At 73.2% G+C, this 25,203-nt stretch carries 25 protein-coding genes; 14 read left to right on the top strand and 11 right to left on the bottom strand.

Annotated features, from left to right (window positions below; all coding sequences use genetic code 11):
- The first annotated feature begins 59 nt into the window (after positions 1 to 59).
- Together DEJ23_RS06620 and DEJ23_RS06625 are read left to right on the top strand one after the other, a co-directional pair.
- Positions 60 to 914 (top strand): polyphosphate kinase 2 family protein, encoded by an 855-nt coding sequence (locus DEJ23_RS06620; protein ID WP_258375300.1) that lies wholly within the window; start codon positions 60 to 62, stop codon positions 912 to 914.
- Between the two features lie 267 nt (positions 915 to 1,181).
- Complete coding sequence (locus tag DEJ23_RS06625) at positions 1,182 to 3,269, top strand: DEAD/DEAH box helicase (protein ID WP_111239483.1); 2,088 nt, start codon at positions 1,182 to 1,184, stop codon at positions 3,267 to 3,269.
- Between the two features lie 199 nt (positions 3,270 to 3,468).
- Here the strand turns inward: DEJ23_RS06625 and DEJ23_RS06630 are convergent, their stop codons facing one another.
- Positions 3,469 to 3,978 (bottom strand): DUF664 domain-containing protein, encoded by a 510-nt coding sequence (locus tag DEJ23_RS06630; RefSeq protein ID WP_111239484.1) that lies wholly within the window; start codon positions 3,976 to 3,978, stop codon positions 3,469 to 3,471.
- A 36-nt stretch (positions 3,979 to 4,014) separates the two neighbouring features.
- Positions 4,015 to 4,554 (bottom strand): MarR family winged helix-turn-helix transcriptional regulator, encoded by a 540-nt coding sequence (locus DEJ23_RS06635; protein ID WP_111239485.1) that lies wholly within the window; start codon positions 4,552 to 4,554, stop codon positions 4,015 to 4,017.
- Between the two features lie 194 nt (positions 4,555 to 4,748).
- Here DEJ23_RS06635 and DEJ23_RS06640 point away from each other — a divergent pair, with 194 nt between their 5' ends.
- Both DEJ23_RS06640 and DEJ23_RS06645 read left to right on the top strand, forming a co-directional pair.
- Positions 4,749 to 5,912 (top strand): exonuclease SbcCD subunit D, encoded by a 1,164-nt coding sequence (locus DEJ23_RS06640; protein ID WP_111239486.1) that lies wholly within the window; start codon positions 4,749 to 4,751, stop codon positions 5,910 to 5,912.
- Complete coding sequence (locus DEJ23_RS06645) at positions 5,912 to 8,920, top strand: AAA family ATPase (protein ID WP_111239487.1); 3,009 nt, start codon at positions 5,912 to 5,914, stop codon at positions 8,918 to 8,920. Before DEJ23_RS06640 ends, DEJ23_RS06645 begins: the two co-directional genes overlap by 1 nt.
- 16 nt (positions 8,921 to 8,936) lie before the next feature.
- Here the strand turns inward: DEJ23_RS06645 and DEJ23_RS15650 are convergent, their stop codons facing one another.
- Complete coding sequence (locus DEJ23_RS15650; RefSeq protein ID WP_181429164.1) at positions 8,937 to 9,113, bottom strand: hypothetical protein; 177 nt, start codon at positions 9,111 to 9,113, stop codon at positions 8,937 to 8,939.
- On the bottom strand, positions 9,110 to 9,916 hold the full coding sequence (locus DEJ23_RS06650) for a class E sortase (RefSeq protein WP_258375301.1): 807 nt from the start codon (positions 9,914 to 9,916) through the stop codon (positions 9,110 to 9,112). The genes DEJ23_RS15650 and DEJ23_RS06650 overlap by 4 nt, the downstream gene beginning before the upstream one ends.
- A gap of 111 nt (positions 9,917 to 10,027) precedes the next feature.
- On the opposite strand from DEJ23_RS06650, the gene DEJ23_RS06655 reads away from it, so the two are divergent.
- A complete protein-coding gene (locus DEJ23_RS06655; RefSeq protein ID WP_111239488.1) occupies positions 10,028 to 10,546 on the top strand; it encodes a GNAT family acetyltransferase in 519 nt (172 codons plus the stop codon).
- Positions 10,547 to 10,573: 27 nt separating this feature from the next.
- On the opposite strand, the gene DEJ23_RS06660 is transcribed toward DEJ23_RS06655, so the two are convergent.
- Positions 10,574 to 11,482 carry an EamA family transporter gene (locus DEJ23_RS06660; protein ID WP_146240210.1) on the bottom strand — a complete coding sequence of 303 codons (909 nt, stop codon included), beginning with the start codon at positions 11,480 to 11,482 and terminating at the stop codon, positions 10,574 to 10,576.
- A 35-nt stretch (positions 11,483 to 11,517) separates the two neighbouring features.
- Here DEJ23_RS06660 and DEJ23_RS06665 point away from each other — a divergent pair, with 35 nt between their 5' ends.
- From DEJ23_RS06665 to DEJ23_RS06680, 4 genes are all read left to right on the top strand, one after another.
- Positions 11,518 to 12,702, top strand: coding sequence for a CPBP family intramembrane glutamic endopeptidase (locus DEJ23_RS06665; protein WP_111239490.1), 1,185 nt, complete (start codon positions 11,518 to 11,520; stop codon positions 12,700 to 12,702).
- A 9-nt stretch (positions 12,703 to 12,711) separates the two neighbouring features.
- Entirely contained in the window at positions 12,712 to 14,568 is a 1,857-nt protein-coding gene (recQ, locus tag DEJ23_RS06670; protein ID WP_111239491.1) for a DNA helicase RecQ, read from the top strand.
- Between the two features lie 106 nt (positions 14,569 to 14,674).
- Entirely contained in the window at positions 14,675 to 15,388 is a 714-nt protein-coding gene (locus tag DEJ23_RS06675) for a 1-acyl-sn-glycerol-3-phosphate acyltransferase (RefSeq protein ID WP_258375319.1), read from the top strand.
- A 246-nt stretch (positions 15,389 to 15,634) separates the two neighbouring features.
- Positions 15,635 to 16,492 carry an NAD(P)-dependent oxidoreductase gene (locus tag DEJ23_RS06680; protein WP_111239563.1) on the top strand — a complete coding sequence of 286 codons (858 nt, stop codon included), beginning with the start codon at positions 15,635 to 15,637 and terminating at the stop codon, positions 16,490 to 16,492.
- Positions 16,493 to 16,499: 7 nt separating this feature from the next.
- Here the strand turns inward: DEJ23_RS06680 and DEJ23_RS06685 are convergent, their stop codons facing one another.
- Together DEJ23_RS06685 and DEJ23_RS06690 are read right to left on the bottom strand one after the other, a co-directional pair.
- Positions 16,500 to 16,724 carry a hypothetical protein gene (locus DEJ23_RS06685; RefSeq protein ID WP_111239493.1) on the bottom strand — a complete coding sequence of 75 codons (225 nt, stop codon included), beginning with the start codon at positions 16,722 to 16,724 and terminating at the stop codon, positions 16,500 to 16,502.
- Positions 16,725 to 16,733: 9 nt separating this feature from the next.
- Entirely contained in the window at positions 16,734 to 17,255 is a 522-nt protein-coding gene (locus DEJ23_RS06690; protein ID WP_111239494.1) for a MarR family winged helix-turn-helix transcriptional regulator, read from the bottom strand.
- Between the two features lie 147 nt (positions 17,256 to 17,402).
- Between DEJ23_RS06690 and DEJ23_RS06695 the strand changes: the two genes are divergently transcribed.
- Positions 17,403 to 18,296: an alpha-E domain-containing protein gene (locus tag DEJ23_RS06695; RefSeq protein WP_181429156.1), complete on the top strand. Its 894-nt coding sequence runs from the start codon at positions 17,403 to 17,405 to the stop codon at positions 18,294 to 18,296.
- A gap of 110 nt (positions 18,297 to 18,406) precedes the next feature.
- On the opposite strand, the gene DEJ23_RS06700 is transcribed toward DEJ23_RS06695, so the two are convergent.
- Positions 18,407 to 19,753, bottom strand: coding sequence for an MFS transporter (locus DEJ23_RS06700; RefSeq protein WP_181429157.1), 1,347 nt, complete (start codon positions 19,751 to 19,753; stop codon positions 18,407 to 18,409).
- Entirely contained in the window at positions 19,750 to 20,169 is a 420-nt protein-coding gene (locus DEJ23_RS06705; RefSeq protein ID WP_111239496.1) for a MarR family winged helix-turn-helix transcriptional regulator, read from the bottom strand. The genes DEJ23_RS06700 and DEJ23_RS06705 overlap by 4 nt, the downstream gene beginning before the upstream one ends.
- A 97-nt stretch (positions 20,170 to 20,266) precedes the next feature.
- Here DEJ23_RS06705 and DEJ23_RS06710 point away from each other — a divergent pair, with 97 nt between their 5' ends.
- Positions 20,267 to 21,019, top strand: coding sequence for an SDR family NAD(P)-dependent oxidoreductase (locus DEJ23_RS06710; protein ID WP_111239497.1), 753 nt, complete (start codon positions 20,267 to 20,269; stop codon positions 21,017 to 21,019).
- 70 nt (positions 21,020 to 21,089) lie between these two features.
- On the opposite strand, the gene DEJ23_RS06715 is transcribed toward DEJ23_RS06710, so the two are convergent.
- Both DEJ23_RS06715 and DEJ23_RS06720 read right to left on the bottom strand, forming a co-directional pair.
- The gene (locus DEJ23_RS06715; RefSeq protein WP_111239498.1) at positions 21,090 to 21,362 is read right to left on the bottom strand and encodes a hypothetical protein; all 273 of its coding nucleotides are present in this window, start codon (positions 21,360 to 21,362) and stop codon (positions 21,090 to 21,092) included.
- Between the two features lie 10 nt (positions 21,363 to 21,372).
- Entirely contained in the window at positions 21,373 to 22,509 is a 1,137-nt protein-coding gene (locus DEJ23_RS06720) for an inorganic phosphate transporter (protein ID WP_111239499.1), read from the bottom strand.
- Between the two features lie 99 nt (positions 22,510 to 22,608).
- Between DEJ23_RS06720 and DEJ23_RS06725 the strand changes: the two genes are divergently transcribed.
- From DEJ23_RS06725 to DEJ23_RS06735, 3 genes are all read left to right on the top strand, one after another.
- On the top strand, positions 22,609 to 23,478 hold the full coding sequence (locus DEJ23_RS06725; RefSeq protein WP_111239500.1) for an alpha/beta hydrolase: 870 nt from the start codon (positions 22,609 to 22,611) through the stop codon (positions 23,476 to 23,478).
- A gap of 109 nt (positions 23,479 to 23,587) precedes the next feature.
- A complete protein-coding gene (locus DEJ23_RS06730) occupies positions 23,588 to 24,637 on the top strand; it encodes a biotin/lipoate A/B protein ligase family protein (protein ID WP_111239501.1) in 1,050 nt (349 codons plus the stop codon).
- 181 nt (positions 24,638 to 24,818) lie between these two features.
- Positions 24,819 to 25,193, top strand: coding sequence for a hypothetical protein (locus DEJ23_RS06735; protein WP_111239502.1), 375 nt, complete (start codon positions 24,819 to 24,821; stop codon positions 25,191 to 25,193).
- Positions 25,194 to 25,203: the final 10 nt, after the last annotated feature.

The raw sequence follows: 25,203 nt of genomic DNA on the forward strand, positions 1-25,203 counted from the left end.
CCCCGACCCCGACCCTGCCCACGGGTGCCAGGATGGGCGCGAGACCCGCAGGAGGACCCGTGAGCCGTCGCAAGGCCTGGAACACCGACCCCGAACCGCTGCTCCGCGTCGAGCAGGGCTTCCGCCTCGACCGCGTCGACCCGGACGGCACCCCGGGCTTCGCCGGCCGGAAGATCGACGGACTCGAGGCGCTCGCCGCCGGCGCCGACCGGCTCGCCGCCCTGCAAGAGCGCCTGTACGCCGCGAGCACCGCGGGCGACCAGCGCCGCGTGCTCCTCGTGCTGCAGGCGATGGACACCGCGGGCAAGGGCGGCATCGTGTCGCACGTCGTCGGGGCGGTGGACCCGAACGGTGTGCACTACGCCGGTTTCAAGGCCCCCACCGCCGAGGAGCGTGAGCACGACTTCCTCTGGCGCATCGAGCGGCAGCTCCCCGCCGCGGGTCAGCTCGGTGTGTTCGACCGCTCCCACTACGAGGACGTCCTCGTGCAGAAGGTGCACTCGTCCGCACCACCCGAGGAGATCGAGCGGCGCTACGGCGCCATCGTCGACTTCGAGGACCGCCTCGTCGCCGAGGGGACGACCATCGTCAAGGTCATGCTCCACATCTCGAAGGACGAGCAGCGCGAGCGCCTCGGCGACCGCCTGGACCGCCCCGACAAGCACTGGAAGTTCAACCCGGGCGACATCGACGAGCGCCTGCTGTGGGATGAGTACCAGGCCGCCTACCAGGCGGTCTTCGACCGGACCTCGACTGCGCGGGCGCCCTGGTACGTCGTCCCCGCGAACCGCAAGTGGTACGCCCGTCTCGCCGTCCAGCAGCTGCTGCTCCGCGCGCTCGAGGACATGCAGCTCACCTGGCCGACCGCCGACTTCGACGTGGCCGAGCAACGTCGACGGCTCGCCGAGTCCTGACCCCCTGGCCCGGACGGGAGGCACGTCCCGTCCCCGCCCCGTGGCACCAACCGGGCGCGGGGCTGGCCAGAGCACACCGAGTCGCGTAGACTCTGTCGGTCGGCTCTCGGCACCGCGGCATCGTGACCGCGGGATTCGTGTGGGTGTGTGTGCGCTCGAGGGCTGGATTCACGTCGATCCGCGACGGGAAGAACCCCCTCTCCGCCTCTGAGACCTGCGCCGATGTCGCTGCCGGGCACGCGGACGTCTGCACCCCGGAAAGTAGCAATGGCCCCGTACGACAAGGGCGCGCGTCAGCGTGCCGACGACCGTGTCCGCCACCCGAACGGCACCCCCGCCGCTCGCAGCAGCAAGCACCGCGGCTTCCGCGCCGCCGACCCGTCGCAGCCGCGACAGAAGCAGCGCTGGGACGCCGAGGAGCGTCGTGGCCGCGCAGCGCAGGGCGAGCGCCCTGCCCGCCCGAACTGGGAGCCGCGCGACGGCGGCCAGCGCCGCGACGACCGCGGACGCGGGTTCGACCGCGACCGCGGTGGGCGCGGGTACGACCGTGACGACCGTGCTCCGCGTCGCTTCGACCGTGATGACCGTGCTCCGCGTCGCGACGACGACCGTGGTGCCCGTCGCTTCGACCGGGACGACCGTGCCCCGCGCCGCTTCGACCGTGACGATCGTGCTCCGCGTCGCGACGACGACCGTGGTGGTCGCCGCTTCGACCGGGACGACCGCGCCCCGCGCCGCTTCGACCGTGACGACCGTGCTCCGCGTCGCGACGACGACCGTGGTGGTCGCCGCTTCGACCGCGACGACCGCGCCCCGCGCCGCTTCGACCGTGACGACCGTGCTCCGCGTCGTGACGACGACCGTGGTGGTCGTCGCTTCGACCGCGACGACCGTGCCCCGCGTCGCTTCGACCGTGACGACCGCGCTCCGCGTCGCTTCGACCGTGACGACCGTGCCCCGCGTCGCTTCGACCGCGACGATCGTGCCCCGCGTCGTGACGACGACCGTGGTGCTCGTCGCTTCGACCGCGACGACCGCCCGCAGCGCCGCTCCTCCGACGAGGACCGCGCTCCCCGCCGCGACCGCGACGACTCGCGTCCGGCGTACGTCCCCGCGGACGACGTCAAGCTCGAGAAGCTCCAGGCCGAGGCCACCGTCGCGGCCGACGTCGAGGGCGTGACCTTCGCCGACCTCGGCATCGGTGGCAACATCTCCCGCACCCTGGCCGAGATGGGCGCGACGAGCCCGTTCCCGATCCAGGCCGCCACGATCCCCGACGTGCTCGCGGGCAAGGACGTGCTCGGTCGCGGCCGTACCGGCTCCGGCAAGACCATCGCCTTCGGTGCGCCCCTCGTCGAGAAGCTCATGGAGCACGGCGGCGGCACGAAGCGCAAGATGGGCCGTGCGCCGCGTGCGCTCATCCTCGCGCCGACGCGTGAGCTCGCCCTGCAGATCGACCGCACGGTGCAGCCGATCGCCCGCTCGGTGGGCCTCTTCACCACGCAGATCTACGGTGGTGTGCCCTACGGTCGCCAGGAGGGCGCCCTCGAACGCGGCGTCGACATCATCGTCGGCACGCCGGGCCGGGTGCAGGACCTCGTGAACAAGGGGAAGCTCGACCTCAGCGAGGTCGTCGTCTCCGTGCTCGACGAGGCCGACCACATGTGCGACCTCGGGTTCCTCGAGCCGGTGCGCGAGATCCTCGCGGCGACCGCCGAGGTCACCCCGCACGGCGACCGTGCGCAGAAGCTCCTGTTCAGCGCCACGCTCGACGCCCAGGTCGCCTCGCTCGTCGAGGAGTTCCTGCACGAGCCGAGCGTCCACGAGGTGGCGGGTGAGGACCAGGCGTCCTCGACCATCGACCACCGCGTCCTGGTCGTCGAGCAGCGTCAGAAGGACCGCGTGCTCGAGGAGCTCGTCGCCGGCGACGGCAAGACCATCGTCTTCGCCCGGACCCGCGCGTACGCGGAGCGCCTGGCCGACCAGTTCGAGGACGCCGGCATCCGTGCGACCTCGCTCCACGGCGACCTCAACCAGTCCCGCCGCACCCGCAACCTGCAGCTGCTCACGAGCGGCCGAGTGAACGTCCTCGTCGCGACCGACGTCGCCGCGCGCGGCATCCACGTCGACGACGTGTCGCTGGTCGTGCAGGCGGACGCCCCGGACGACTACAAGGCGTACCTGCACCGCTCGGGCCGCACGGGTCGTGCCGGCAAGGAGGGCACGGTCGTCACGCTCGTGCCGCGTGGCCGTCGCCGCAAGATCGAGGGCATCCTCGAGAACGCGGAGATCGAGGCCGACCTCGTCGACGCCGCCCCCGGTGACGGCGTCGTCGCGGAGCTCGCCGCGCGCTAGTCGCACCCGCACGCACGACGACGCCCCCGTCTCGCCTCCCGGTGAGACGGGGGCGTCGTCGTGCGACGCCGCTCCCGTGCCGAGACGCCGCCACATCCCGCGGCGTCTCGCTGACCGGGCGGCGTCGGACGTCAGCGGACGTCGGACGGGAGGCGCGGTGCCAGCCGGCACCGCGCCTCCCGTCCGTCGTGGGCTCGCGTCAGCGGTTGAAGAACAGCAGGCCGCGCACGTAGCCGGCCTGGCCGGCGTGCTGCGCGCAGTCGTCGAGGATGCTGACGAGCCGGGCGCCCCGCGTCACGGGCGGGTCCCACGCGTCGTCGACGACCGGGTCGAGGTCGTCCTCGCCGAGGGTCGCGAGGTACGCCACCGTCCGCTCGTGCACCGCTCGCAGGTACCCGTTCAGCAGGTCGGCGGACGCCCGCACGCGTCCCACGTCCTCGCGGGACATGCCGTAGCCGAGCGCGTCGGCGGGGAACGGCAGACCGAAGCGCTCGACCCAGCCGTCGGCCGTCCAGACCTGCTCGCTGCCCGCGAGGTCCGCGATCTGCGTGTCCTGCCCGCGGGCGATGTGCCAGGCGAGCCAGGCGAGCGTGTTCGCGCCGGCCGCGGGTCGCGCGGCGAGCTGGTCCTCTGACAGGCCGTCGAGGGCGCGCGCGACGGTCTCGGGCACGCGGGAGAACGCTTCAGTGAGGAGTTCCGCTGGGGTCATGGTGCCGACGCTACGCGGGCCGCGACCGAGCGTCCGTCAGGGCGTCGTTGCCTGGCGGTGCCGTCGCTCGAGCGTCGCGCCGACGGCCTCGAGCGCGGCGGCGAGCGCAGTCCGGTCGGCAGGGGCGACGGCCGCACCGAAGGCATCGGCGTAGGCGTCACCGACGGCGCGCGCGACGGCCGCGCCGGACGGCGTGAGGTGCACGAGGATGCTCCGCCGGTCGCCCGGGTTGGGTCGCCGTTCGGTGTGTCCGTGCCGTTCCAGGCGGTCGAGCAGCGAGGTCATCGCGCCGGTGCTCAGTTCGAGCAGGTCGCCCGCCTGCTTCGGGGTCGTGCCCTGTCCGTCCGCGGCGGCCAGGTGCAGCAGGAACCGGGTGTCGGTGACGCCGAGCCCGCGCAGCGCGCTCTGGTACGCGAGCATCCGGGTGTGCCGCACCTGCAGGATCCGGAAGGCCTCCAGGACCCGTCGGAGTGCCGGGTCGTGCGCGGCGCCGTGCAGGTCCGTTCCCCCGACGTCGGGGGAGACGGGCGCCGGCGGCAGGGCCAGTGGTGGGAGTGCGGGGGAGGTGTCCGTCACGAAGGGCTCTTCTCGGGTGGTGGTCGCGGCGGCGATCGACGGGACGCGGGCGGTCCCGGGTCAGGTGTCCATGCAACAAGTATCTCAACGATCAAGATACCCCCAACAGTGGGGGACGTCGGTGTCGAGCGCCGTTCTCCACAGCACGGGGGAGGCGTCCCGGTGATGTCCGCGGCCGCCGCTACCGTGACGGCATGCGCATCCTGCACACCGGCGACTGGCACCTCGGCCGCACGCTGCTCGGTGCGGACCTGCTCGCGCACCAGGCGGCGTTCACCGACTTCCTCGTGGACACCGTCCGGGCCAGGGCGGTCGACCTCGTCGTCATCGCCGGCGACGTCTACGACCGAGCGATCCCGCCGGTGGACGCCGTCCGGATCCTCTCCCGCACGCTCGAGCGCCTGGCCGAGACCGCGACGGTCGTCCTGACGCCGGGCAACCACGACTCCGCGGCACGCCTCGGCTTCGGCGCCGGGGTCATGCACGACCGCGTGCGGATCCTCGCCGAACCGGCCAGCATCGGGACCCCGGTGCTCCTCGCCGACGATGCCGGGCCGGTGGCGGTGCACGGCATCCCGTACCTGCACCCCGACCTGACGCGCTACGCCCTGGCGGCGGTGCCGGACGAGCCGCTCGCGCGCTCCCACCAGGCGGTCGTGGGCGCGGCGATGGAGCGCGTCCGCGCCGACCTCGCCACCCGTCCCGGCACCCGCAGCGTCGTCGTCGCACACGCGTTCGTCGGCGGTGCCGAGCCGAGCGACAGCGAGCAGGACATCCGGGTGGGCGGCGTGGACATGGTCTCCGCCTCGGTCTTCGACGGGGTCGACTACGTCGCCCTCGGGCACCTGCACGGCCCGCAGCGCGTCGGGGGCGACGACCGCATCCGGTACGCCGGGTCGCCGCTCGCGTTCTCGTTCGGGGAGCGGCACCAGCGCAAGAGCGTGACGCTCGTCGACCTCGCCGCGGACGGCACCGTCACGGTCGAGCTGGTGCCGGCACCCGTGCCCCGCCGTCTCGTGGACGTCCGCGCGACGATCGACGCGATCGAGTCCGGTGCGCACCGGGCCGACGCGGACGCCTGGGTGCGGGTCGCCGTGACCGACACCGTGCACCCCGAACGCATGTACGCCCGCGTGAAGGACCACTTCCCGCACGCCCTCGCGATCACGCACGAACCCGCCGACCGAGCCGAGCGTGCGGCGGCCCGGACGGTGACGGCGACCTCCGACCCGGTCGAGGTGGCCGCCGACTTCGTCGCCTTCGCCACCGGTGCCGCCCCGAGCGACGACGACCGCGCGGTCCTGACCGAGGCGTACGAGGCGGCGGCGCTCGCGATGCACGACGACCGGGGGCGCTGATGTACCTGCACCGTCTCGAGCTCCGTGCGATCGGCCCCTACCCCGACCTCGTCACGATCGACTTCGCAGCGCTCGCCGCGTCGGGGGTGTTCCTGCTCGAGGGACCGACCGGCTCCGGCAAGTCGACCATCATCGACGCCGTCGTGTTCGCCCTGTACGGCGGGTTGGCGGGTGAGGGGTCGACGCACGACCGCCTGCACAGCCAGCACGCCGATCCCGGTGTCGAGCCGTTCGTCGAGCTCGTCTTCGAGACGGGTGCCGGCGTGTACCGCGTCCGCCGCACCCCGCAGTACGACCGACCGAAGCAGCGCGGCTCGGGGACCGTCCGACAGCAGGCGTCCGCGCAGCTCTTCCGGCTCGCGCACCCGGCCGACGCCGTGGGGGAGCCGGTGTCCTCACGCATCCCGGAGATCGGGCTCGAGGTCGCCAGGGTCGTCGGGCTCGACCGGGCCCAGTTCCTGCAGACCGTCGTGCTGCCGCAGGGCGAGTTCGCCCGGTTCCTGCGCTCCCCGGGCGAGGACCGCCGGAAGCTCCTGCAGTCCCTGTTCGGCACGCAGGTCTACGACCGCACGGCCGACGAACTCGCCGCCCGACGGCGTGCGGTCCAGGCCGAGGTCGACGCCGCCGACGCCAGGGTGCGCGACGCGCTGAGCCGGTTCGGCCAGGCCGCCGGGGTCGACGAGCCGGACGAGCAGTCCGTGCCGGCCACCCTCGACGGTCTCCGGGCACTCGCCGCCGAGACCGCTGTCCGACGGGCCGAGGCGGTCGCGGCCTCCGACCGAGCACGGGCGCACGAACAGGACGTGGCCGCGCGGCTCACGGCCCGAGCACGTCGTTCGGCCCTGCTCGATCGCCGCCGGGAGCTCGACGACGGCGCCGAGCGCGTCGCAGCGGCACGGGAGCGGCTCGGGCTCGCCGAACGCGCGTCCCGGGTGACGGCATCCGCCGACGGCCTCGACGCGGCGCGGGGCCGCGCGGCTGCGACGGCTCGGGCTGCCCAGGACCTCCGGGCACGGTCGGGCATCCCGGCCGACGGAGACCCGGCCGCTCGCCGTGCCCACCTCGTCGCCTGTGTCGGGGCGGTCCGACACCTCGTCGCGGTCGAGGACTCGCTGCCCGGTCGGCGCCGCGCGCTCGCGGACTCCGCAGTGCGCGCAGAGCGACTCGTCTCCCGGGTCGCCGAGCTCGACCGCGCGCTCGAGGCGCGTCCGGCGGAACGGGCCACCCTGGTCGACGAGGCCCGCGCGGCGGCGACCGCGGCCGGCGACGCCGAACCCGCCCGGGCGGAGGTCGAGCGGCTCGGCAGGCTCCGCGCCGACCTCGACGCCCGCGACGCGGCCGCGGCCGCCGTGGCCCGGGCCGAGCAGGTCGTCACCGCCCACCGCGCCCGCGCCGAGGAACTCCTCCGGACGGAGCAGACGCTGCGCACCCGTCGGATCGCCGGGCTCGCGGGGGAGCTCGGCGCCGCGCTGGGCGCCGACGACCCGTGCCCGGTCTGCGGTGCTCTCGAGCACCCGGACGTCGCCGTGCCCCAGGCCGACCACCCGGACGCCGATGCCGTCGACGCGGCCGCTGCCGCGGCGCGCGCGGCGGAGCACGCACTGGGTGACGCGGCGACGGCGCTCGCGGTCGAACGGTCAGCCCTCGACCGGCTCCGGGCCGTGGTCGGTGACACGGACGCCGACGCGCTGTCGGAGCAGGCCACGGCCGCCGCCGCGCGGGTCGAGGCGGCGCACACCGCAGCCGTCCGGGTCGCCGAGGTCGAGCGGCGACGGACCGCGCACGACGAGGAGACGCGGGCGCTCGAGCGCGAGCACAACGCGGTGCAGGCCGAACACGCCGTCCTGCTGGCCACGAGCTCGGCAGACGCCGACCGGCTCGAGCAGGACGCGGTCGCGGTGGCCGATGCCCTCGAGCGCGCCGCGGCGCTCGTGGTCGACCCGTGGTCCCAGGCTCGTGCCGAGCCGGGGCCGACGGCCCCGGCATCGCTGCACCGGGCCGTCCAGGAACTCGACGCCCTGGTCGATCGGGCAGGAGCCGTCATCACGGCCGACGAGCGGGCGGTCGCCGCCGCACAGGCCGTGGCCGAGCGCGACGCCGAGGTCGCTCGCGCCCTGGCGGACCAGGACTTCGACACGCTCGAATCCGCCCGCGCCGCGGTGCTGACGGTGGACGCGGTCTCGGCGCTCCGGACCGCGGTCGACTCGGCCGAGCGCGAGCGTGCCGTCGTCGAGGCCGGGCTGGCGGAACCGGCCGTGGTCGCCGCCGCCGAGGACACGGACGGATCGCTGGACCTCGACGCCGCCCGAGCCGCCCACGCCGCCGCGGCAGAGGCTGCCGACGCGGCCACCCGCGCGGCGGTCTCCGCGGCCGACCGCGCCGAGTCCGCCGACCGGTGCGCCACCGACCTGGCACGTGCGGTGCGGGCGCGCGACGACACCTCGGCGCGGAGCCGCGCGGTCGTCCGGCTGGCGGACGTGGCGAACGGCGTCGCGGCGGTGAACCCGACCGGCATCACCCTCGGGACCTACGTGCTCATGCGCCGGTTCGAGGACGTCGTCGCCGCCGCGAACGACCGGTTGCGCGGGATGCTCGCCGGACGGTTCACCCTCGAGACCTCGGACGAGCGCGAGACGGGGTCGCGTGCGCGACGCACGGGGCTCGCCCTCGCCGTGCACGACCACACCACGGACACCCGTCGAGCACCAGGCAGCCTGTCCGGGGGCGAGACGTTCACGGTCTCGCTCTGCCTGGCACTCGGACTCGCCGACGTCGTGCAGGCGGAGGCCGGTGGGGTGTCCCTCGGGACGCTGTTCGTGGACGAGGGCTTCGGCACGCTCGACCCGGAGACCCTCGACGACGTCATCGGTCAGCTCGCCCGGCTGACCGCCGGTGGGCGGCAGGTCGGCATCGTCAGCCACGTCGAGGAGCTCAAGCAGCGCATCCCGGAACGCATCGCCGTCCGCCGGGCTCCCGACGGCGGATCCCGCGTGACGACCACCGTCTGACCGCCCGGACCGTGGGTCAGGGGGAGGGCGAGACGTCCACGGTGCCGTCGGGCGGCGGCAGGATGTCCGCGGCGATCCACGGGAAGACCCACGTGAAGAGCGCGTACACGATCGCGGCGAGCAGCACGAGGAGCTCGAGGACCTTCAGGGCTGCGGGGCCGGGCAGGACCCGCCAGACGAACGGGAAGATCACTTCGGCGTCTCCGAGAGTTCCTTCGGGGTGCCCTCCGACACGGGCATCCAGTAGTCGAGCTTGGCGTGGGTCACGTACCGCTCCTTGGCGGACCACATCGGGTGGCACGCGGTGAGGGTCAGCCAGCGGTCGTCGGCGGTCGGGGTGACGCCCGGCTGGTTCGGCACCGGCGCGATCGTCTCGATCTTGTCCGGCGTGACGATCTGGGAGTCCGTGACCTTGTAGACGTACCAGACGTCGAAGTCCTGCTCCTCGTCGGTCACGCGGACCACGATCGAGTCGTCGATCTTGAGCTCGGCGATCTGGTTGAGCGGCTTGCCGTAGGTGACGCGGTGACCCGCGACGGCGAAGTTGCCCTCGGCGCCCGGCATCGCGGTGTCCTGGTAGTGACCGAGGCCGATCGTGTTGAGCACGCGCTCACGGTCGGTCCCCTCGCCGATGGGGCGCAGGTAGTCGGCACCGAACCGGGGGATCTGCATCGTGCCGAAGACGTCGGTGACGTTCGGCGGCTCGGCGAGGACCGGGGCCTCGTCGCGGTGCTCGGAGCCCTGGACCTCAGGTGCGGCGCGCTGGCCCAGGTCGTCGACGAGCTTCGTCTGCTCGTTCACGGCCACGACGTCCGTCCACCAGGCCGTCCACGCCACGTACAGACCGGTGCCGGCCCCGGCGATGATGAGGAGCTCGGCCAGGAGCGAGAGGAGTGCCCCGCCGGCGGTCTGACGACGACGGGCACGCCGTGGGCGCCGCGAGTCGTCGTCGAGGCGCGTGGATCCGCGCGTCTCGACGGTGTCGTGTGCGGTCACGGTGCTCCTGATCCGGAAGGGGTGGTCGGACAGGTCTATCAGACCACGGTGTCGTCCCGGTGACGAGTCCCACCGCCTGTGGATGCCGACGGTTCCCGCTAGCGTGGCCGCATGGTCCCGGTGTTCCGTCCGTTCCGTCCCGACGATACGGAGGCGGTCGTCGCCCTGTGGGACGCGTGCGGCCTGCTGCGTCCGTGGAACGACCCCCGTCGCGACATCGCCCGCAAGGTCGCCGAGCAGCCCGAGCTGTTCCTCGTCGCCGAGGCCGACGCGGGCACGGACCGCACGAGCACAGACCGCCCGGGCTCGGACCGCCCGGGCACGGACCACCCGGGCACCGACCGTCCGAGCGCCGCCGCCGGGCCCGAGATCGTGGGTGCGGGCATGGCGGGCTACGACGGGCACCGCGGCTGGGTCAACTACCTCGCCGTGCACCCCGACCAGCAGGGCTCGGGACTCGGCCGGGCCTTCATGGCCGAGTTCGAACGGCTGCTGACGGCGCGCGGCTGCCCGAAGATCAACGTGCAGGTGCGCGAGGGCAACGAGCAGGTGCTCGGTTTCTACGCCTCGCTCGGGTACGCCGAGGACCGCGCGGTCTCCCTCGGCAAGCGCCTCATCGCCGACGACTGACGTACCCCGCGCCCGACGCCGGACGCACTACGCGAGCGCCAACCCGACCGAGGCCCCGAACGCCAGCACGATCCCCGTCCACTGCACCGCGGTGAGCCGCTCGCGCAGCACCACTCCGGCGAGCACGACCGTCCCGACCGGGTAGAGCGCGTTGAGGACGCTCACCACCGGGAGCGCCGCGTCACCCTGCCCGGCGAGCAGCGCCGCCTGGATGCAGGCGTTGGCGAGCGCGTCGAGCACCCCGCACGCGGCGACCGCGACCACGAGGCGTTGCGACCAGCGCGGGGTGGAGGCGGCAGACCGCACGGGGCGGGCCGACGGGGCGGGGTCCGCCGCGCCTCCCGGCCGCACCGCGACCACGGCCGCCACAGCGCCGAGCAGCACCGCCTGCACCACCCGCGCGACCAGGAGCGACGCGACCCCGGCGTCCTCCGGCACGGCGTCGTACGCGATCACGATCCCACCGAACCCGCAGCCGGCCACCGCCGCCGTCACCACGCCGCCCACCGTGACCCGGGCGCCCGACGCTTCGCGCACCGCCGCGACGAGCACGACCGCGACCACGGCCACCACGAGCGCGGCCCAGGCACCCACCGACAGCACGGTCCCGCTCAGCAGCGCGACCGCGACCGGGGTGACCGCCGCGAACACCGCGGTCAGCGGAGAGAGCACGCTCATCGGTCCGACGGCGAGTGCGCGGTAGAGCAGCAGCACCGCGACCGACCCCGAGACCCCGGCGGCTGCTCCCACCAGCACGGCGGGACCCGAGAAGGCGGCACCCACGATGAGCGCACCGAGCAGCAGCGGCACCAGGCCGACGGCTGCGGCCGCCGCCGCGACCGTCACCGCCCGCAGCCTGCGGGCCGCGAGACCACCGAGGAAGTCCGCCGCACCGTAGACGACCGCCCCGGTCAGCGCGAGGAGGACGGTCAGCACGGCTCCCATCCTGCCCCGCCCGGTAGCCTCCGAGGGTGAGCGTTCCGTACCACCGCCTGCCCCGTGTCGATGCCCGTTGGCGCTGGTGGCGCCCGCTGGTCGCCCTGGCGTTCCTGGCCGGGTGGTACCTGGTCAGCCAGATCGTCCTCACGATCGCGTACCTGGTGCCGATCGGTGCGACGCAGGGTGCTGCGGGGCTGTCCGGGTTCCAGGAGGACCTGACCAGCGGCGCCCTCGACCCGACCGACCCGCTCATCCTGTCGCTCACCCTGGTCTCGCTGGTGGTCCTGTTGCCGGGCGTCCTGCTCGCGGTCAAGATCGCCCGGGTCGGTCCGGCCGGCACCCTGTCGTCGACGCGGTTCCGGGTGCGGTGGCGGTGGACGCTCTGGTGCCTGCTGCCCACGCTCGTCATCGCGGTGCCGATGTTCCTGCTGCAGACGTGGGGGATGTTCACGTTCGACGGCGGCTTCGGGTGGGACCACGACGCCATCGGCCAGTCGACCGTCCCACCCGGCATGCTCACCCTGACGATCGTGATGGTGCTGCTGCTCGTGCCGTTCCAGGGCGCGGCCGAGGAGTACGTCTTCCGCGGCTTCATCGTGCAGACGATCGCGTCGTGGATCCCGGTCCGCGTGGTCGGTGTGGTCCTCGCCGTGGCGGTCTCGACGGTCGTGTTCGCGGCCGGGCACATCGCGAACGGCTACAACGTCTGGGGCATCCTCGACGTGGGCTCGTTCGGCCTGGTCGCGGCGGTCATCGTGCTCCGGACCGGCGGCATGGAGGCCACCGTGCTCCAGCACGCCTTCAACAACATCATGATCTTCGTGGTGCAGGCGCCGGGCTGGTCGAAGGTCGACCTGGACTCGTCGAACAGCACGCCCGAGAGCTTCGTGGTCTCGTTCGCGACGTCGCTCGCATTCTGGGGCATGATCGAGCTCTTCGCGCGGTGGCGGAAGCTCGACCGCCGGTTCCCGGGACAGGAGGCACCGCGCTTCCGCGGGACCCCGCCCGTGTGGGCCGGTGGCCGGCAGTGGACCCGGCCGGGAGGCACGGGTTGGTCCCTCGCACCGGCCCGCGTCACCGGGACGGCCGGGACCGCGTCGTCCGAGGACCCCTCGACGGACGCGGGTGCCGACAGCGCCCCGGCTGGGGACAGCGCCTCGGCTCGGGACAGCGCCCCGGCTGGGGACAGCGCCTCGGGTGTCGCCCGTCGCCCGTAGGCTCGTCGCATGAGCACCACGCCAGCGCCCTCCGTCGCGCCGGCGCCGTCGGCGTCGCGCCAGGCGGCGCTCGACGTGCTCCACCGGGTGTGGGGCTACGACGACTTCCGCGGGCAGCAGGCCGCGATCATCGACCGGGTCGTCGCCGGCGGCGACGCCCTGGTGCTCATGCCGACCGGCGGCGGCAAGTCGCTCTGCTACCAGGTGCCGGCGCTCGTCCGCGACGGCGTCGGGGTGGTCGTCTCGCCGCTCATCGCCCTCATGCAGGACCAGGTCGACGCCCTGGCCGCCAACGGCGTCCGCGCCGCCTTCCTCAACTCGACGCAGGGCCCCGACGAGCGTGCGCGCGTCGAACGGGCCGTCGTCTCGGGTGAGGTCGACATGCTCTACCTCGCGCCCGAGCGGCTCCGGCTCGAGTCCACCCGGTCCCTGCTCGACCGGGCGCGCATCGCGCTGTTCGCCATCGACGAGGCGCACTGCGTCGCCCAGTGGGGCCACGACTTCCGGCCGGACTACCTCGAGCTGAGCGTGCTGCACGAGCGCTGGCCCACCGTGCCGCGCATCGCCCTGACCGCCACGGCGACGCCGCAGACCCACCGCGAGATCTCCGGTCGGCTCGGCCTCGACGACGCCGCGCACTTCGTGGCGGACTTCGACCGACCGAACATCCAGTACCGCATCGAGCCGAAGACCGGCGCGCTGCAGCAGCTCCTCACCTTCATCAAGACCGAGCACAGCGGCGATGCGGGCATCGTCTACTGCCTGTCGCGCAACTCCGTCGAGCGCACCGCCGCAGCCCTCGCCGACCAGGGGATCCCGGCCCTGCCGTACCACGCCGGTCTCGACGCGAAGGTCCGGGAGCGCAACCAGTCGACCTTCCTGCGCGAGGACGGCGTCGTGATGGTCGCGACGATCGCCTTCGGCATGGGCATCGACAAGCCGGACGTCCGGTTCGTCGCGCACCTCGACCTGCCGAAGTCGGTCGAGGGCTACTACCAGGAGACCGGCCGCGCGGGCCGTGACGGCCTGCCGTCGACCGCGTGGCTGGCGTACGGGTTGAACGACGTCGTGCAGCAGCGGCGGATGATCGACCAGTCCGAGGGTGACGCGGCACACCGCCGGCAGCTCAGCGCGCACCTCGACGCCATGCTCGCGCTGTGCGAGACGATCGAGTGCCGCCGTGTCCGGCTGCTCGCCTACTTCGGGCAGGAGTCCACGGCGTGCGGGAACTGCGACACGTGCATCGCCCCGCCCGAGCCGTGGGACGGCACCGTCCCCGCGCAGAAGTTCCTGTCCACCGTGGTCCGGCTCGAGCGTGAGCGGGGACAGCGGTACGGCGTCGCACACCTCGTCGACATCCTCGTCGGCAAGCAGTCGCCGCGCGTGCAGGAGCTCCGGCACGACTCCCTGGCCACGTTCGGCATCGGCAGCGACCTCGGCGAGGGGGAGTGGCGTGCGGTCGCGCGGCAGCTCCTCGCGCAGGGCTACGCGGCCGTGTCGGGCGACGGGTTCGGCACCGTCGTCCTCAGCCCGACGAGCGCCGAGGTCCTCAGCGGTCGCACCCGGGTGCTCATGCGGCGGGACCCGGTGAAGGCACCGCGGGCGTCGCGCGCACGTCGGCAGGCCGTCACCGACATGCCGCAGGAGGCACTCGGTCTGTTCGAGGCACTGCGCACCTGGCGAGCGGCACAGGCCCGCGAGCAGGGCGTGCCCGCCTACGTGGTCTTCAACGACGCCACGCTGCGCGGCATCGCGGCGGTCAAGCCGTCCGACGAGGACGCCCTGAGTGAGATCTCCGGCGTCGGCGGGGCGAAGCTCGAGCGGTACGGGCGGGCCGTCCTCGAGGTGGTCGCGGCGCACGACTGAGACGCATTCCGCAAGCGGAATGCACGGTGGCGGTCGCTCAGTACACTCGGAACCTCCCACGACGAGGAGGCCCCGAGTGACCGGTTCGACGAAGTTCGCCACCACGATGAGCCGGGCGGTGGTGACGCCCCTCGCGCGGTTGCTCTGGCGTCCGCGGATCGTCGGCCGGAAGCACGTCCCGAAGCACGGCGCGGTCATCCTCGCGAGCAACCACCGGTCGTTCATCGACTCGCCCGCGATCACCCTCATGGCTCCGCGCAAGGTGTCGTTCCTGGCGAAGCAGGAGTACTTCACCGGGACCGGTGTCCGCGGCGCCCTGTCGCGGGCCTTCTTCGGCGGCATCGGCGCGATCGGGGTCGAGCGCGGCGCCGGCGCCGCAGCCCAGCAGGCCCTCGACCTGGGGCTCGAGCGGCTCCGGGCGGGTGAGGCGTTCGCCATCTACCCCGAGGGGACCCGGTCGCTCGACGGTCGCCTGTACCGGGGCCGCACGGGTGTGGCGTGGCTCGCGCTGACGAGCGGCGCACCGGTCGTCCCCGTCGCCCTCACCGGCACCGAGGACGTGCAACCGGTGGGCTCCCGCTTCCCGAAGCTCGCGCGGGTGACGATCGAGTTCGGTGAGCCGATGGACCTGTCCCCGTTCGGCGAGGCGTCGTCGGGCCGGGCGAGGCGGCACGCGACCGACGCGGTGATGGCGGCGATCCAGGAGCTGAGCGGGCAGGAGCCCGCGAACGCGTACAACAACCCGCCCTCGACGATCGTGGAGCGTGTGAAGCAGGTCCTCCGGCGCGACGACCCCACGCAGGCGGTCGAACCGGACTAGCACCAGCGCACACTATTGCACATGCGGCATACCAGTGCTTGGATGGTCCTCGTGCCGTACGGCACGGCGCCGCGCGGATCACAGGGCCCCAGGGCTCGCCGCGTCGGTCACCCGAGCGCCGGGGCGGCGTTCTCCCCCCGCCGCCGCCCCGGTGCTCGCTCTCCGGGCAGACCTCGCCCCTCGCAGGCGTAGCGTCGGCCGTGCGGTGGCAGGGTGCCGACCGCAGGACGGAGGACACCGGTGCGCGTGACGGTGCTGGGCACGGGGACGATGGGTGCAGGGGTCGCGAGGTCCCTGCTGCGCGAGGGGCACCGGGTCACGGTCTGGAACCGCAGCGCCGACCGGGCTCGTCCCCTGTCCGACGACGGGGCATCGGTCGCGACGGACGCCGCCGAGGCCGTCGCCGACGCAGAGGTCGTCCTGCTCACCCTGTTCGACACGGACGCGGTCGTCGACGTCCTCGAGGCCGCCGCGGGCGACGCCCCGGAGGACGCCGTCTGGGTGCAGGCCTCGACGGTCGGTGTCGCGGGCACCGAGACCGTGGTGCAGTTCGCCGAGGAGTACGGCATCACCCTGGTCGAGGCGATGATGCTCGGCACGAAGGCCCCCGCCGAACAGGGCACGCTGACGATGCTCGCCGCCGGTCCGTCCGACGTGCTCGACCGGGTGGACCCGGTGCTCGACGCCATCGGGGCGAAGACGGTCCGTGCGGGCGACCGTGTCGGCGACGGCACGGCCCTCAAGCTCGCGGCGAACGCGTGGATCGCGTCGATCACCGCCGCCACCGGGCAGTCGCTCGCGATCGCCCGGGGCCTCGGGCTCGACCCGCAGCTGTTCCTCGCCGCGATCGAGGGCACGGCGAGCGACTCGCAGTACGCGCACACGAAGGGCGCGGCCATGCTCCGCGGTGACCTCGCGCCGCAGTTCGCGCTCGACGGCCTGCGGAAGGACATCGGCCTCATCGGTGACGCGGCACGGTTCGCCGGCGTGTCCACCACGCTGCTCGACGCCCTCGACCGCGTCTACGCCGAGGCGAGCGCGGCGGGGCACGGTGCGGAGGACATCGCCGCGGTCGGTACGGCGTTCCGCCGCGACGCGCGGTAGTCGCGGGTCAGGACCGGCGGAGCCACCGGCGGACGGCTCCGCCGAGCCGTCCCATGGCCTCGTCGTTCATCGTGTTCGCCAGGTCGAGTGCCTCACCCGCGGGGTCGGCGCCGTCACGGATCCGTCGGAGGGCGGCGTCGGCCCGCGCACGAGCGTCGAGTTCCGCGAGGGGCATGTCGTCCTCGGGGTCGTGCGGTGGCACCCCGGTGGGCTCGTCGGGAGCGCTGCGCATGGGACGAGGCTACGCGGACCGCTCCGTGGCGGCGAAGTCCTCGTCGTGGTCGACGACGCGGGCCATCTCCTCGAGGAACCGGACGACGACGGCCATCTCCGACTGCGGCAGGTGCTCGGCGACCTCGGTCGCGCGGGTGTCGAGCTCGTCGATCACCGGCAGCACCTGGCGCATCGAGTCACCGGACGCGGTCAGGATCACGCCGCGACGGTCGTGCGGGTCCGCGTGCCGCTCGACGTGCCCGCTCCGGACGAGACGGTCCACCAGGGCGGAGGTCGACGCGGGCGTGATCTCGAGCCGGTCGGCCAGCTCCTTGGCGTTGACGGAACGGCCCTCGGACTCGGCGTCGAGCAGGACCCGCAGCGCGAGCAGCGCGTTCTCGCCGATGCCCAGGGCGTCGCGCGCCCGCCGCTGGGCGGCGCTCTCAGCGCTCCTGTACCTGCGGAGCGCGTTCAGGACGTCCACCGCGTCGACCCTGGAACCCGCGCCGTACCAGAAGCCCGTGGTGCTGTTCGTCACCTCGGTCGTCATGCGGACAATGCTAGACGCTCTAGTTAGGTTGTCTAGCGAGTGTTGGCTGAACGGGTCCTCCGGACGGGCTTCCGCAACACCGGCGACGCGGCTCGGAAACACCGACGCAACGCCCGCTCGGTAGCTTCGCCGCATGCAGGAGCCGACGTGCTGAGCCGACTCGCGGGGAGCGTCTTCCACGTCGGGAGCGCGGTCGAGCGGGCCGACGTCGTCGCGCGGATGCTCGACGTGTACGTCGTCCGGCCCGACGCGGGCGTCGCCGACGAGGACGGAGCGGTCGGCGCTGCGCTCGGCGGTGTCGTCGGCGTCGCCGGCCCGTCGCGCGTCGAGGGCCGCTCGGCCACGGTCGACGCGCTGGCGCTCGACCGGCACGAACCGGCGTCCATCGCCCACGCGGTCGGCGTCGCACGTGACCACGCCCGGCGGGCCCGCGAGGTCGTGTCCACCGAACTCTGGGACTGCCTCGACGTCACCCGCTCCCGCATGCCCCGCAAGGTCGCCGTCGACCGGGCGCACGAGTTCCTCGGATGGGTACGGGAGCGGAGCGCGCTCGCGGTGGGTGTCGTCGAGGGGGACGCCAGCCGTGACGAGGTCTGGGAGTTCTTCACGCTCGGGCGGTCCCTGCTGCGCTGCGGCCTGACCGCGCGCCTCCTGGCGTCGACGCTGGTGGACGCGTCCTCGTCCGCGTCCTGGAACACGGCGCTCCGGGCGTGCGGTGCCGGGGAGGCCTTCCGACGCGGCCGGGACCACCACGGGGTCGAGGCGCAGGACGCCGCGCACTTCCTGCTCCACGACGTCCACAGCCCGCGGTCCCTCGCCTTCCTGGCGGCGCGGGCCGACGACTGCCTGGCGGACGTGGCACCGGGCTGCGTCGCCGACGAGGTCGGCGCCTTCCGGACGGCGCGCACCGCGATGGACCGTGTGGACCCGGCCGAACCCGGTGCACTGCGGTCGGCGGCGGACCGGATGGCGGTGGCGGTCGGCGCGGTCGTCGGAGCGCTCGACGAGCGGGTGTTCGCCGTCGCGGCACCGGCGCACTGACGGCCTCGGTGCCGACGACCGGCGTCCGGTCGGGAGGACCCGGTCACGGACGGGAGGGCCGGGGCGGGGCCGCACCGCGCCTCCCGTCCGGCGGGTGGTGGCGGAACGGCTCAGACCGCGCTGGAGCGCTCCGCCACCGCCTCGTCACGCTCGAGCTCGCGTCGCAGCGCGGCGCGCGCGCTCCGCGACCCGACGACGGGCACCGCGTGCGTCACCGCGAGGTGCAGCCGTGAGCCGGCGTCGTACCGCAGACGGAACCGCTCCCAGCGCACCAACCAGACGAGGGCGATCGCCAGGGCGACGAACCCGGACGCCGCGCCGACGACGATCGCCCACCGCGGACCCCAGGCATCGGCGACCGCGCCGACGACGGGGGCGCCGATCGGCGTGCCTCCCGCGAAGATCGCCATGTAGAGCGCCATCACGCGGCCGCGCATCGCGGGCGTCGTGGTGGTCTGCACCAGGGCGTTCGCGGTCGTCATGAAGGTCAGCGACGCCAGGCCGACGAAGACCAGGACGACCGCGAACGTCCAGTAGGTCGGGGCGACGGCCGCGGCGGTGCACGCGAGCCCGAAGCCGCCCGCGGCGACGACGAGCGTGCGCATGCGCGGGCGGTCCCGTCGCGCGGAGAGCAGGGCACCGGCGACCGAGCCGATCGCCATCACGGAGTTGAGGAGGCCGAACTCGCCGGCACCCTTGCCGAACTCGACCCGGGCCATGGTCGAGGTGAAGATCGGGAAGTTCACCCCGAACGTGCCGACGACGAAGATCATGCAGAGCACGACGACGATGTCCGGGCGGGTCCGCACGTACCGGAAGCCGGCGACGATCTGCCCCTTGCCGCGCTCCGGACGGACGCGTTCGGCGAGCTGCGCGGGGTCGACGAACCGGAGCGCCACGAGGACGGCCAGGAACGAGCCGGCGTTGATGACGAACACCCAGCCGGAGCCGATGGCGGCGATGAGCACCCCGGCGACCGCGGGCCCGATGAGTCGCGCGGCGTTGAACGACGCGGAGTTCAGTGCGACGGCGTTCGACACGTGTTCGCCCTGCACGACGTCGGAGACGAAAGCCTGGCGGATCGGGGTGTCGAACGCGGCGACGATCCCGAGCGCCAGTGCGAAGCCGTAGAGCGACCACAGCGTCGCCGTGTCGCTCAGCACCATGATCCCGAGGCCGAGCCCGAGCGCCCCCATGAGGCCCTGCGTGAGCATGAGCATCCGCCGTCGGTCGAACCGGTCCGCCGCGAGTCCGGTGAGCGGCAGCAGGAGCAGCTGTGGGCCGAACTGCAGCGCCATGGTGATGCCGACGGCGATCGCGTCGTTGTCGGAGAGCTTCGTCAGGACGAGCCAGTCCTGTGCGGTGCGCTGCATCCAGGTGCCGACGTTGGAGACCAGGGCGCCGGCGAACCAGATGCGGTAGTTGCGGGCGGACAGGGAACGGAACATGGCGGTCACTGCTGGGCCAGCCTCCTCATGATCTCGGTGGCCTCGGCCAGGGTGGCGCGCTCGGCGTGGGTGAGCTCGGCGAGGCGCGGGGTGAGCCAGTCGTCCCGGCGCCGTCGGGTCTCCTCGACGAACGCGGAGCCGGTGGGCGTCGTGCAGATCCGGACCTTGCGGCGGTCGTCGCCGTGGCCGCCCTTCGTCGCCAGCCCCCGTTCGACCAGGACCGCGACGGTCTTCGTCATGCTCGGCGGGGTGACGCCGTCCTGTCGGCTCAGCTCGGCGAGGGTCATCGCCCCGTCGCGGTGGAGCCGGGCGAGGGCGGAGAACTGGGCATCGGTCACGGTCGTGTCGGCCTTCTGGGCGCGGAGCGTCCGGGAGAGCCGGTTCACGGCGATCCGCAGGTCGGTGGAGAGGGAGCCGTCGGTCACGGATCGTTAGTCTAGCTCATTAGTTCAGCGAACGAACTGGCCTTCCGGGTGTACGCTGCCATGTAGACAACACGTGTTGCCGAGAGAGAAGGAGAACATGTCCGAGTTCGAGGGCAAGGTGGCCGTCGTCACCGGTGGCGGCAGCGGCATCGGCGAGGCGATCGCCAAGGAACTGGCCGCGGCCGGCGCGCAGGTCGTCGTCACCGACATCAAGGAGGACGCGGCCGAGCGGGTCGTGTCGGAGATCGAGGACGCGGGCGGCACGGCCACCGCGTTCGTGGCGAACTCCGCCGTCGCCGCCGACAACGAGCGCATGGTGCAGCACGCGGTCGACACCTACGGCGCACTGCACCTCGCCGTGAACAACGCCGGCATCGGTGCGGCGCCCAAGCCCATCGGCGAGTACGACGTCGAGGCGTGGGACCGCGTCCGGGCGGTCGACCTCGACGGGGTGTTCTACGGCCTCCGCTACGAGATCCCGGCGATGCTCCAGGCCGGCGGTGGCGCGATCGTGAACATGGCGTCCGTGCTCGGCTCGGTCGGGATCGCGCAGAACGCGGCGTACGTGGCGTCGAAGCACGCGCTCGTCGGACTCACGAAGGTCGCGGCGCTCGAGTACACCGCGCAGGGCGTCCGCACGAACGCGGTCGGCCCGGGCTTCATCGACACCCCGCTCGTCCGCTCGTCGCTCTCCGCGGAGGCGCTCACCGCGCTCGAGCAGGAGCACGCGGCGGGGCGGCTCGGCACCGACGCCGAGGTCGCGGCCCTCGTGCTGTTCCTGCTCAGCGACAAGGCCTCGTTCATCAGCGGCAGCTACCACCTCGTCGACGGCGGGTACAGCGCGCACTGACCGCCGACCGCGGACGGGAGGCACCGTGCGGGCGACCGACGTCGGTCACCCGGACCGCGCCTCCCGTCCGCTACTGGTGGAACTGCGGGATCGTCAGCCAGATGCCCGTCAGCACCGCCGCGGCGCAGACCGCGAAGCACAGCACCGCTCCGGCCATCGCCACCGGCGGGGTGTGCCCGGACCGCGGTGTCTCGTCCCGGTACTCCGTGCGCTCCCCGGCGGCATCGACGGGTTGCCCGGTCCCGAGCAACCGCAGGCCGAGGGTGTAGACGAGCACCACGCCGACCGCGGCGACGAACCCGACGCCCGCGACGATGCCGATGCTGCTGAGGTCGATGTCCATGCCCGGACTCCTAGGCCGAGACCGGCGCCGCCGCCGGCTGCTCGTCGTTGACGGTGTCCTTCGTGACCGGCTTCCGGCGGGCGAGGACGAAGAAGGTCAGCCCGGCGACGAGGGCGAGCACGGCGACGACCACCAGGCCGACCGTGCTCGTCGAGGCGACCAGGGTCGCGAGCGCCCCGACGACCGCGGCTGCGGGGAGGGTGACGACCCACGCGACGACGATCCGGCCGACGACCGACCAGTGCACGTCCGCGAGCTTCTTGCCGAGCCCCGAGCCGACCACGGAGCCGCTCGTCACGTGGGTCGTCGAGAGGGCGAAGCCGAGGTGCGACGACACCAGGATCGTCGTCGCCGAGCTCGTCTCCGCCGCGAAGCCCTGCGGGGACTGCACGTCGGAGATCTTCTTGCCGACGGTCCGCATGATGCGCCAACCACCCATGTACGTGCCGAGGCCGATCGCCAGCCCGCACGCCAGGACCACCCACAACGCCGGACCACTGCCGGACGGCTGGTAGTTCGCGGCGACGAGCGTCAGGGTGATGACGCCCATCGTCTTCTGCGCGTCGTTCGTGCCGTGCGCGAGCGACACGAGCGACGCCGAGATGGTCTGCCCGTGCCGGAAGCCCGTCGCGGCGCCGTGCGTGGTCGCGTTCTTCGTGAGGGTGTACGCCAGGTAGGTCGCGACGAGCGCGATGACGCCGGCGATCACGGGGGAGAGCAGCGCGGGCAGCACGACCTTCGACACGACGGTCGCCCAGTCGACCGAGTGCAGGCCGGCACCGATGATCGACGCCCCGATGAGCCCGCCGAAGAGCGCGTGCGTGGACGACGAGGGCAGGCCGGAGTACCAGGTGGCGAGGTTCCAGAGCACCGCGCCGACGAGTCCCGCGAAGATCATGGTCGGAGTGATCTGGATGCCGTCCTGGCCCTCGCGGATGATGCCCTGCGAGACCGTCTTCGCGACCTCGGTGGACAGGAACGCGCCGACCACGTTGAGGACGGCGGAGATGAGCACGGCGGTCCGGGGCTTCAGGGCTCCGGTGGCGACCGAGGTGGCCATGGCGTTCGCGGTGTCGTGGAACCCGTTCGTGAAGTCGAACACGAGGGCCACCACGATCACCAGCACGACGGTGACGAGGACGTCCATGGCGGCGACGGTAGGCCTTCCTCCTCGCCCCCTGCGTGAACGCCGGATGAACACGCCACGGAGCCCGTCGGCCGTCCGGGTGTCTGCGAGGATGCGGGGGTGCCGACCTTCTCCGCAGCCCGAGGGGACTCCTCGTTCACCGACGCGCACGGCGTCGAGATCGTCTACTCGACCTGGCGTGCGGCCCGGCCGAAGGGCATCGTGCAGATCGCGCACGGCGTCGGCGAGCACGGGCTCCGGTACGAGCCGCTGGCGCAGGACCTCGTGCGCGCCGGGTACACCGTGCACGCGAACGACCACCGCGGGCACGGGCGCACCGGTCTCGCGCAGTGGGACGGCGACCACGCGAGGCTCGGTCGGCTCGGTCCGGGGGGCCTGCGTGCCGCGATCGCCGCAGTCGAGCAGATGACCGTCGTCGCCCGCGAGCAGGACCCCGGCATCCCGCTCGTGCTCCTCGGGCACTCGTGGGGGTCGCTCATGGCGCAGCGGATCGTCAACACCTCGTCGGATCGGTACGACGGCGTCGTGCTCTCCGCGACCGCGTACCGGTTGCCCGGCTGGATGAACAGCGGCGACCTCAACGCCCGGCACGCCGGGTCCGGGCCGACGAAGTACGAGTGGATCACCCGCGACCGCGCGGTCATCGAGGCGATCGCATCGGACCCCCTGGCCGTCGAGGCGGACGTCATCAGGCTGTTCGGCGTGCGGGACGCGCTGCGGCTGCTCGGGGTGCCGCGACGCGCGATCCCGCACGACCTGCCGGTGCTGCTGCAGGTCGGGTCCGACGACACCCTCGGCGGCCCGCGGTCGGTCGAGCGGCTCGCCGAAGCGTACCGCCGGCGGGGTCGGCTGTCGGACGTGCAGGTGCACGTCTACGAGGGGGCGCGACACGAGGTCTACAACGAGACGAACCGCGACGAGGTGGTCGCCGACCTGGTCGCGTGGCTGGACCGGCACGTGGCTCGCTGACGCGATCGGCCGCGGCGCGGACAGGAGGCGCGTGGCGGGGTGGCGCCGTCCTCCCTCGCAGGCTCGGTCGGCGCGCCCGTCCGGCAGGTGGCGGGCGTAGGCTCGGCGCGTGCACGGTGAGTACAAGGTCCCCGGAGGCAAGCTGGTCGTCGTCGACCTCGAGGTCGTCGACGGGAGCATCCAGGAGTTCCGGCTGGCGGGTGACTTCTTCCTCGAGCCGGACGACGCACTGCCGCTGATCGACGACGCCGTGAACGGCCTGCCCGCGACCACGGACGCGTCCGGCATCGCCGCGGCCGTCCGCGCCGCGCTGCCCGAGGGGGCGGTGCTGCTCGGCTTCACGCCCGAGTCGGTCGGCGTCGCCGTCCGGCGCGCGCTGTCGCGGGCGTCGACGTGGCAGGAGTACGACTGGGAGATCATCCACGAGGGGCCGATCAGTCCGAACGAGCACCTCGCGCTCGACCAGGTCCTCACCGAGGAGGTGGGTGCAGGCCGTCGCGGCCCGACGCTCCGCATCTGGGAGTGGGACCAGCCGGCCGTCGTGATCGGGTCGTTCCAGTCGCTGAAGAACGAGGTCGACCCGGCCGGTGCCGCGAAGTACGGCGTCGAGGTCGTCCGTCGCATCTCGGGCGGCGGCGCCATGTTCATGGACGCCGGCGCGATCATCTCGTACTCGCTCTACGTGCCGACCGACCTGGTGCAGGGCATGACCTTCGCCGACTCGTACGCGTACCTGGACGAGTGGGTGATCGAGGCGCTCAAGTCGCTCGGCATCGAGGCGTACTACCAGCCGCTCAACGACATCTCCTCGACCAAGGGCAAGATCGGCGGCGCGGCCCAGAAGCGCCTGGGCACCGGATCGCTCCTGCACCACGCCACGATGAGCTACGACATGGACGGCCAGAAGATGGTCGAGGTGCTCCGCATCGGGCGCGAGAAGATGAGCGACAAGGGCACGACGAGTGCCGCGAAGCGCGTCGACCCGCTGCGCTCGCAGACCGGTCTGACCCGCGCCGAGATCATCGACCGGCTGATCGGCACGTTCACCAAGCTGTACGGGGCGCACGAGGGCCACGTGACCGAGGCCGAGCGGGCCCGCGCGCGGGAGCTCGTCGAGACGAAGTTCGCGACGCGGGAGTGGCTCGAGCGGGTCCCCTGATCGGGGAGGGGCCGCCGCGCACCGGTGCCCCTATGCTCGGCGCGTGCGTCGAGTCCTTCGTTCCTTGTCCGCCGTGGGCACCGCGCTGGCGGTCGTGGCCAGCGTCACCGCTTGCTCCGACCGGGCTCCCGATGAGGATGCCTCTGCGGCTCAGGCGGCCCTCTCGCGGTGGTCCTCCCTGATGCAGTCCGCGCTGCTCGACCAGGAGCACGGCTCAGGCGGTGCCGGCGGTGCGGGGAGCGGTGGGGCGGTCCTCCAAGAGGTGCCGGCCGGCGACTGGGACCTGCTCCTGGCCTGCAACGGCGTCGACGGATGGTACTTCCGCTTCGACTCCGGACCGGACGGTGACGAGACCCTCGCCCGGACCGATGCCCCGTGCGGCGCGACGACGAGGCTGTCCGTGGCGGTGCCGCCGGGAGGTGGCCTGTCGATCCGCGCGCACTCGTTGAGTGGTGCTTCGGAGGCCGTACGACGAGGCGAAACGCCGGCGTACTGGTACGTCGCGGTGGTGTCCCGCGGCTTCGAACCCGGATCAGACCGGTACGAGCTGGGCTGAGCACCGTCGA

Origin of the sequence: Curtobacterium sp. MCSS17_008, assembly GCF_003234185.1 — a bacterium.
Taxonomy (GTDB): domain Bacteria; phylum Actinomycetota; class Actinomycetes; order Actinomycetales; family Microbacteriaceae; genus Curtobacterium.

Bases quoted from the DNA above. Each gene is read 5' to 3' on its own strand.
- DEJ23_RS06720 (WP_111239499.1), bottom strand. From the start codon at position 22,509: ATGGACGTCCTCGTCACCGTCGTGCTGGTGATCGTGGTGGCCCTCGTG.
- DEJ23_RS06645 (WP_111239487.1), top strand. From the start codon at position 5,912: ATGTACCTGCACCGTCTCGAGCTCCGTGCGATCGGCCCCTACCCCGAC.
- DEJ23_RS06655 (WP_111239488.1), top strand. From the start codon at position 10,028: ATGGTCCCGGTGTTCCGTCCGTTCCGTCCCGACGATACGGAGGCGGTC.
- DEJ23_RS06715 (WP_111239498.1), bottom strand. From the start codon at position 21,362: ATGGACATCGACCTCAGCAGCATCGGCATCGTCGCGGGCGTCGGGTTC.
- DEJ23_RS06690 (WP_111239494.1), bottom strand. From the start codon at position 17,255: ATGACGACCGAGGTGACGAACAGCACCACGGGCTTCTGGTACGGCGCG.
- DEJ23_RS06685 (WP_111239493.1), bottom strand. From the start codon at position 16,724: ATGCGCAGCGCTCCCGACGAGCCCACCGGGGTGCCACCGCACGACCCC.
- DEJ23_RS06710 (WP_111239497.1), top strand. From the start codon at position 20,267: ATGTCCGAGTTCGAGGGCAAGGTGGCCGTCGTCACCGGTGGCGGCAGC.
- DEJ23_RS06625 (WP_111239483.1), top strand. From the start codon at position 1,182: ATGGCCCCGTACGACAAGGGCGCGCGTCAGCGTGCCGACGACCGTGTC.
- recQ (WP_111239491.1), top strand. From the start codon at position 12,712: ATGAGCACCACGCCAGCGCCCTCCGTCGCGCCGGCGCCGTCGGCGTCG.
- DEJ23_RS06640 (WP_111239486.1), top strand. From the start codon at position 4,749: ATGCGCATCCTGCACACCGGCGACTGGCACCTCGGCCGCACGCTGCTC.
- DEJ23_RS06735 (WP_111239502.1), top strand. From the start codon at position 24,819: ATGCAGTCCGCGCTGCTCGACCAGGAGCACGGCTCAGGCGGTGCCGGC.
- DEJ23_RS06630 (WP_111239484.1), bottom strand. From the start codon at position 3,978: ATGACCCCAGCGGAACTCCTCACTGAAGCGTTCTCCCGCGTGCCCGAG.
- DEJ23_RS06675 (WP_258375319.1), top strand. From the start codon at position 14,675: ATGAGCCGGGCGGTGGTGACGCCCCTCGCGCGGTTGCTCTGGCGTCCG.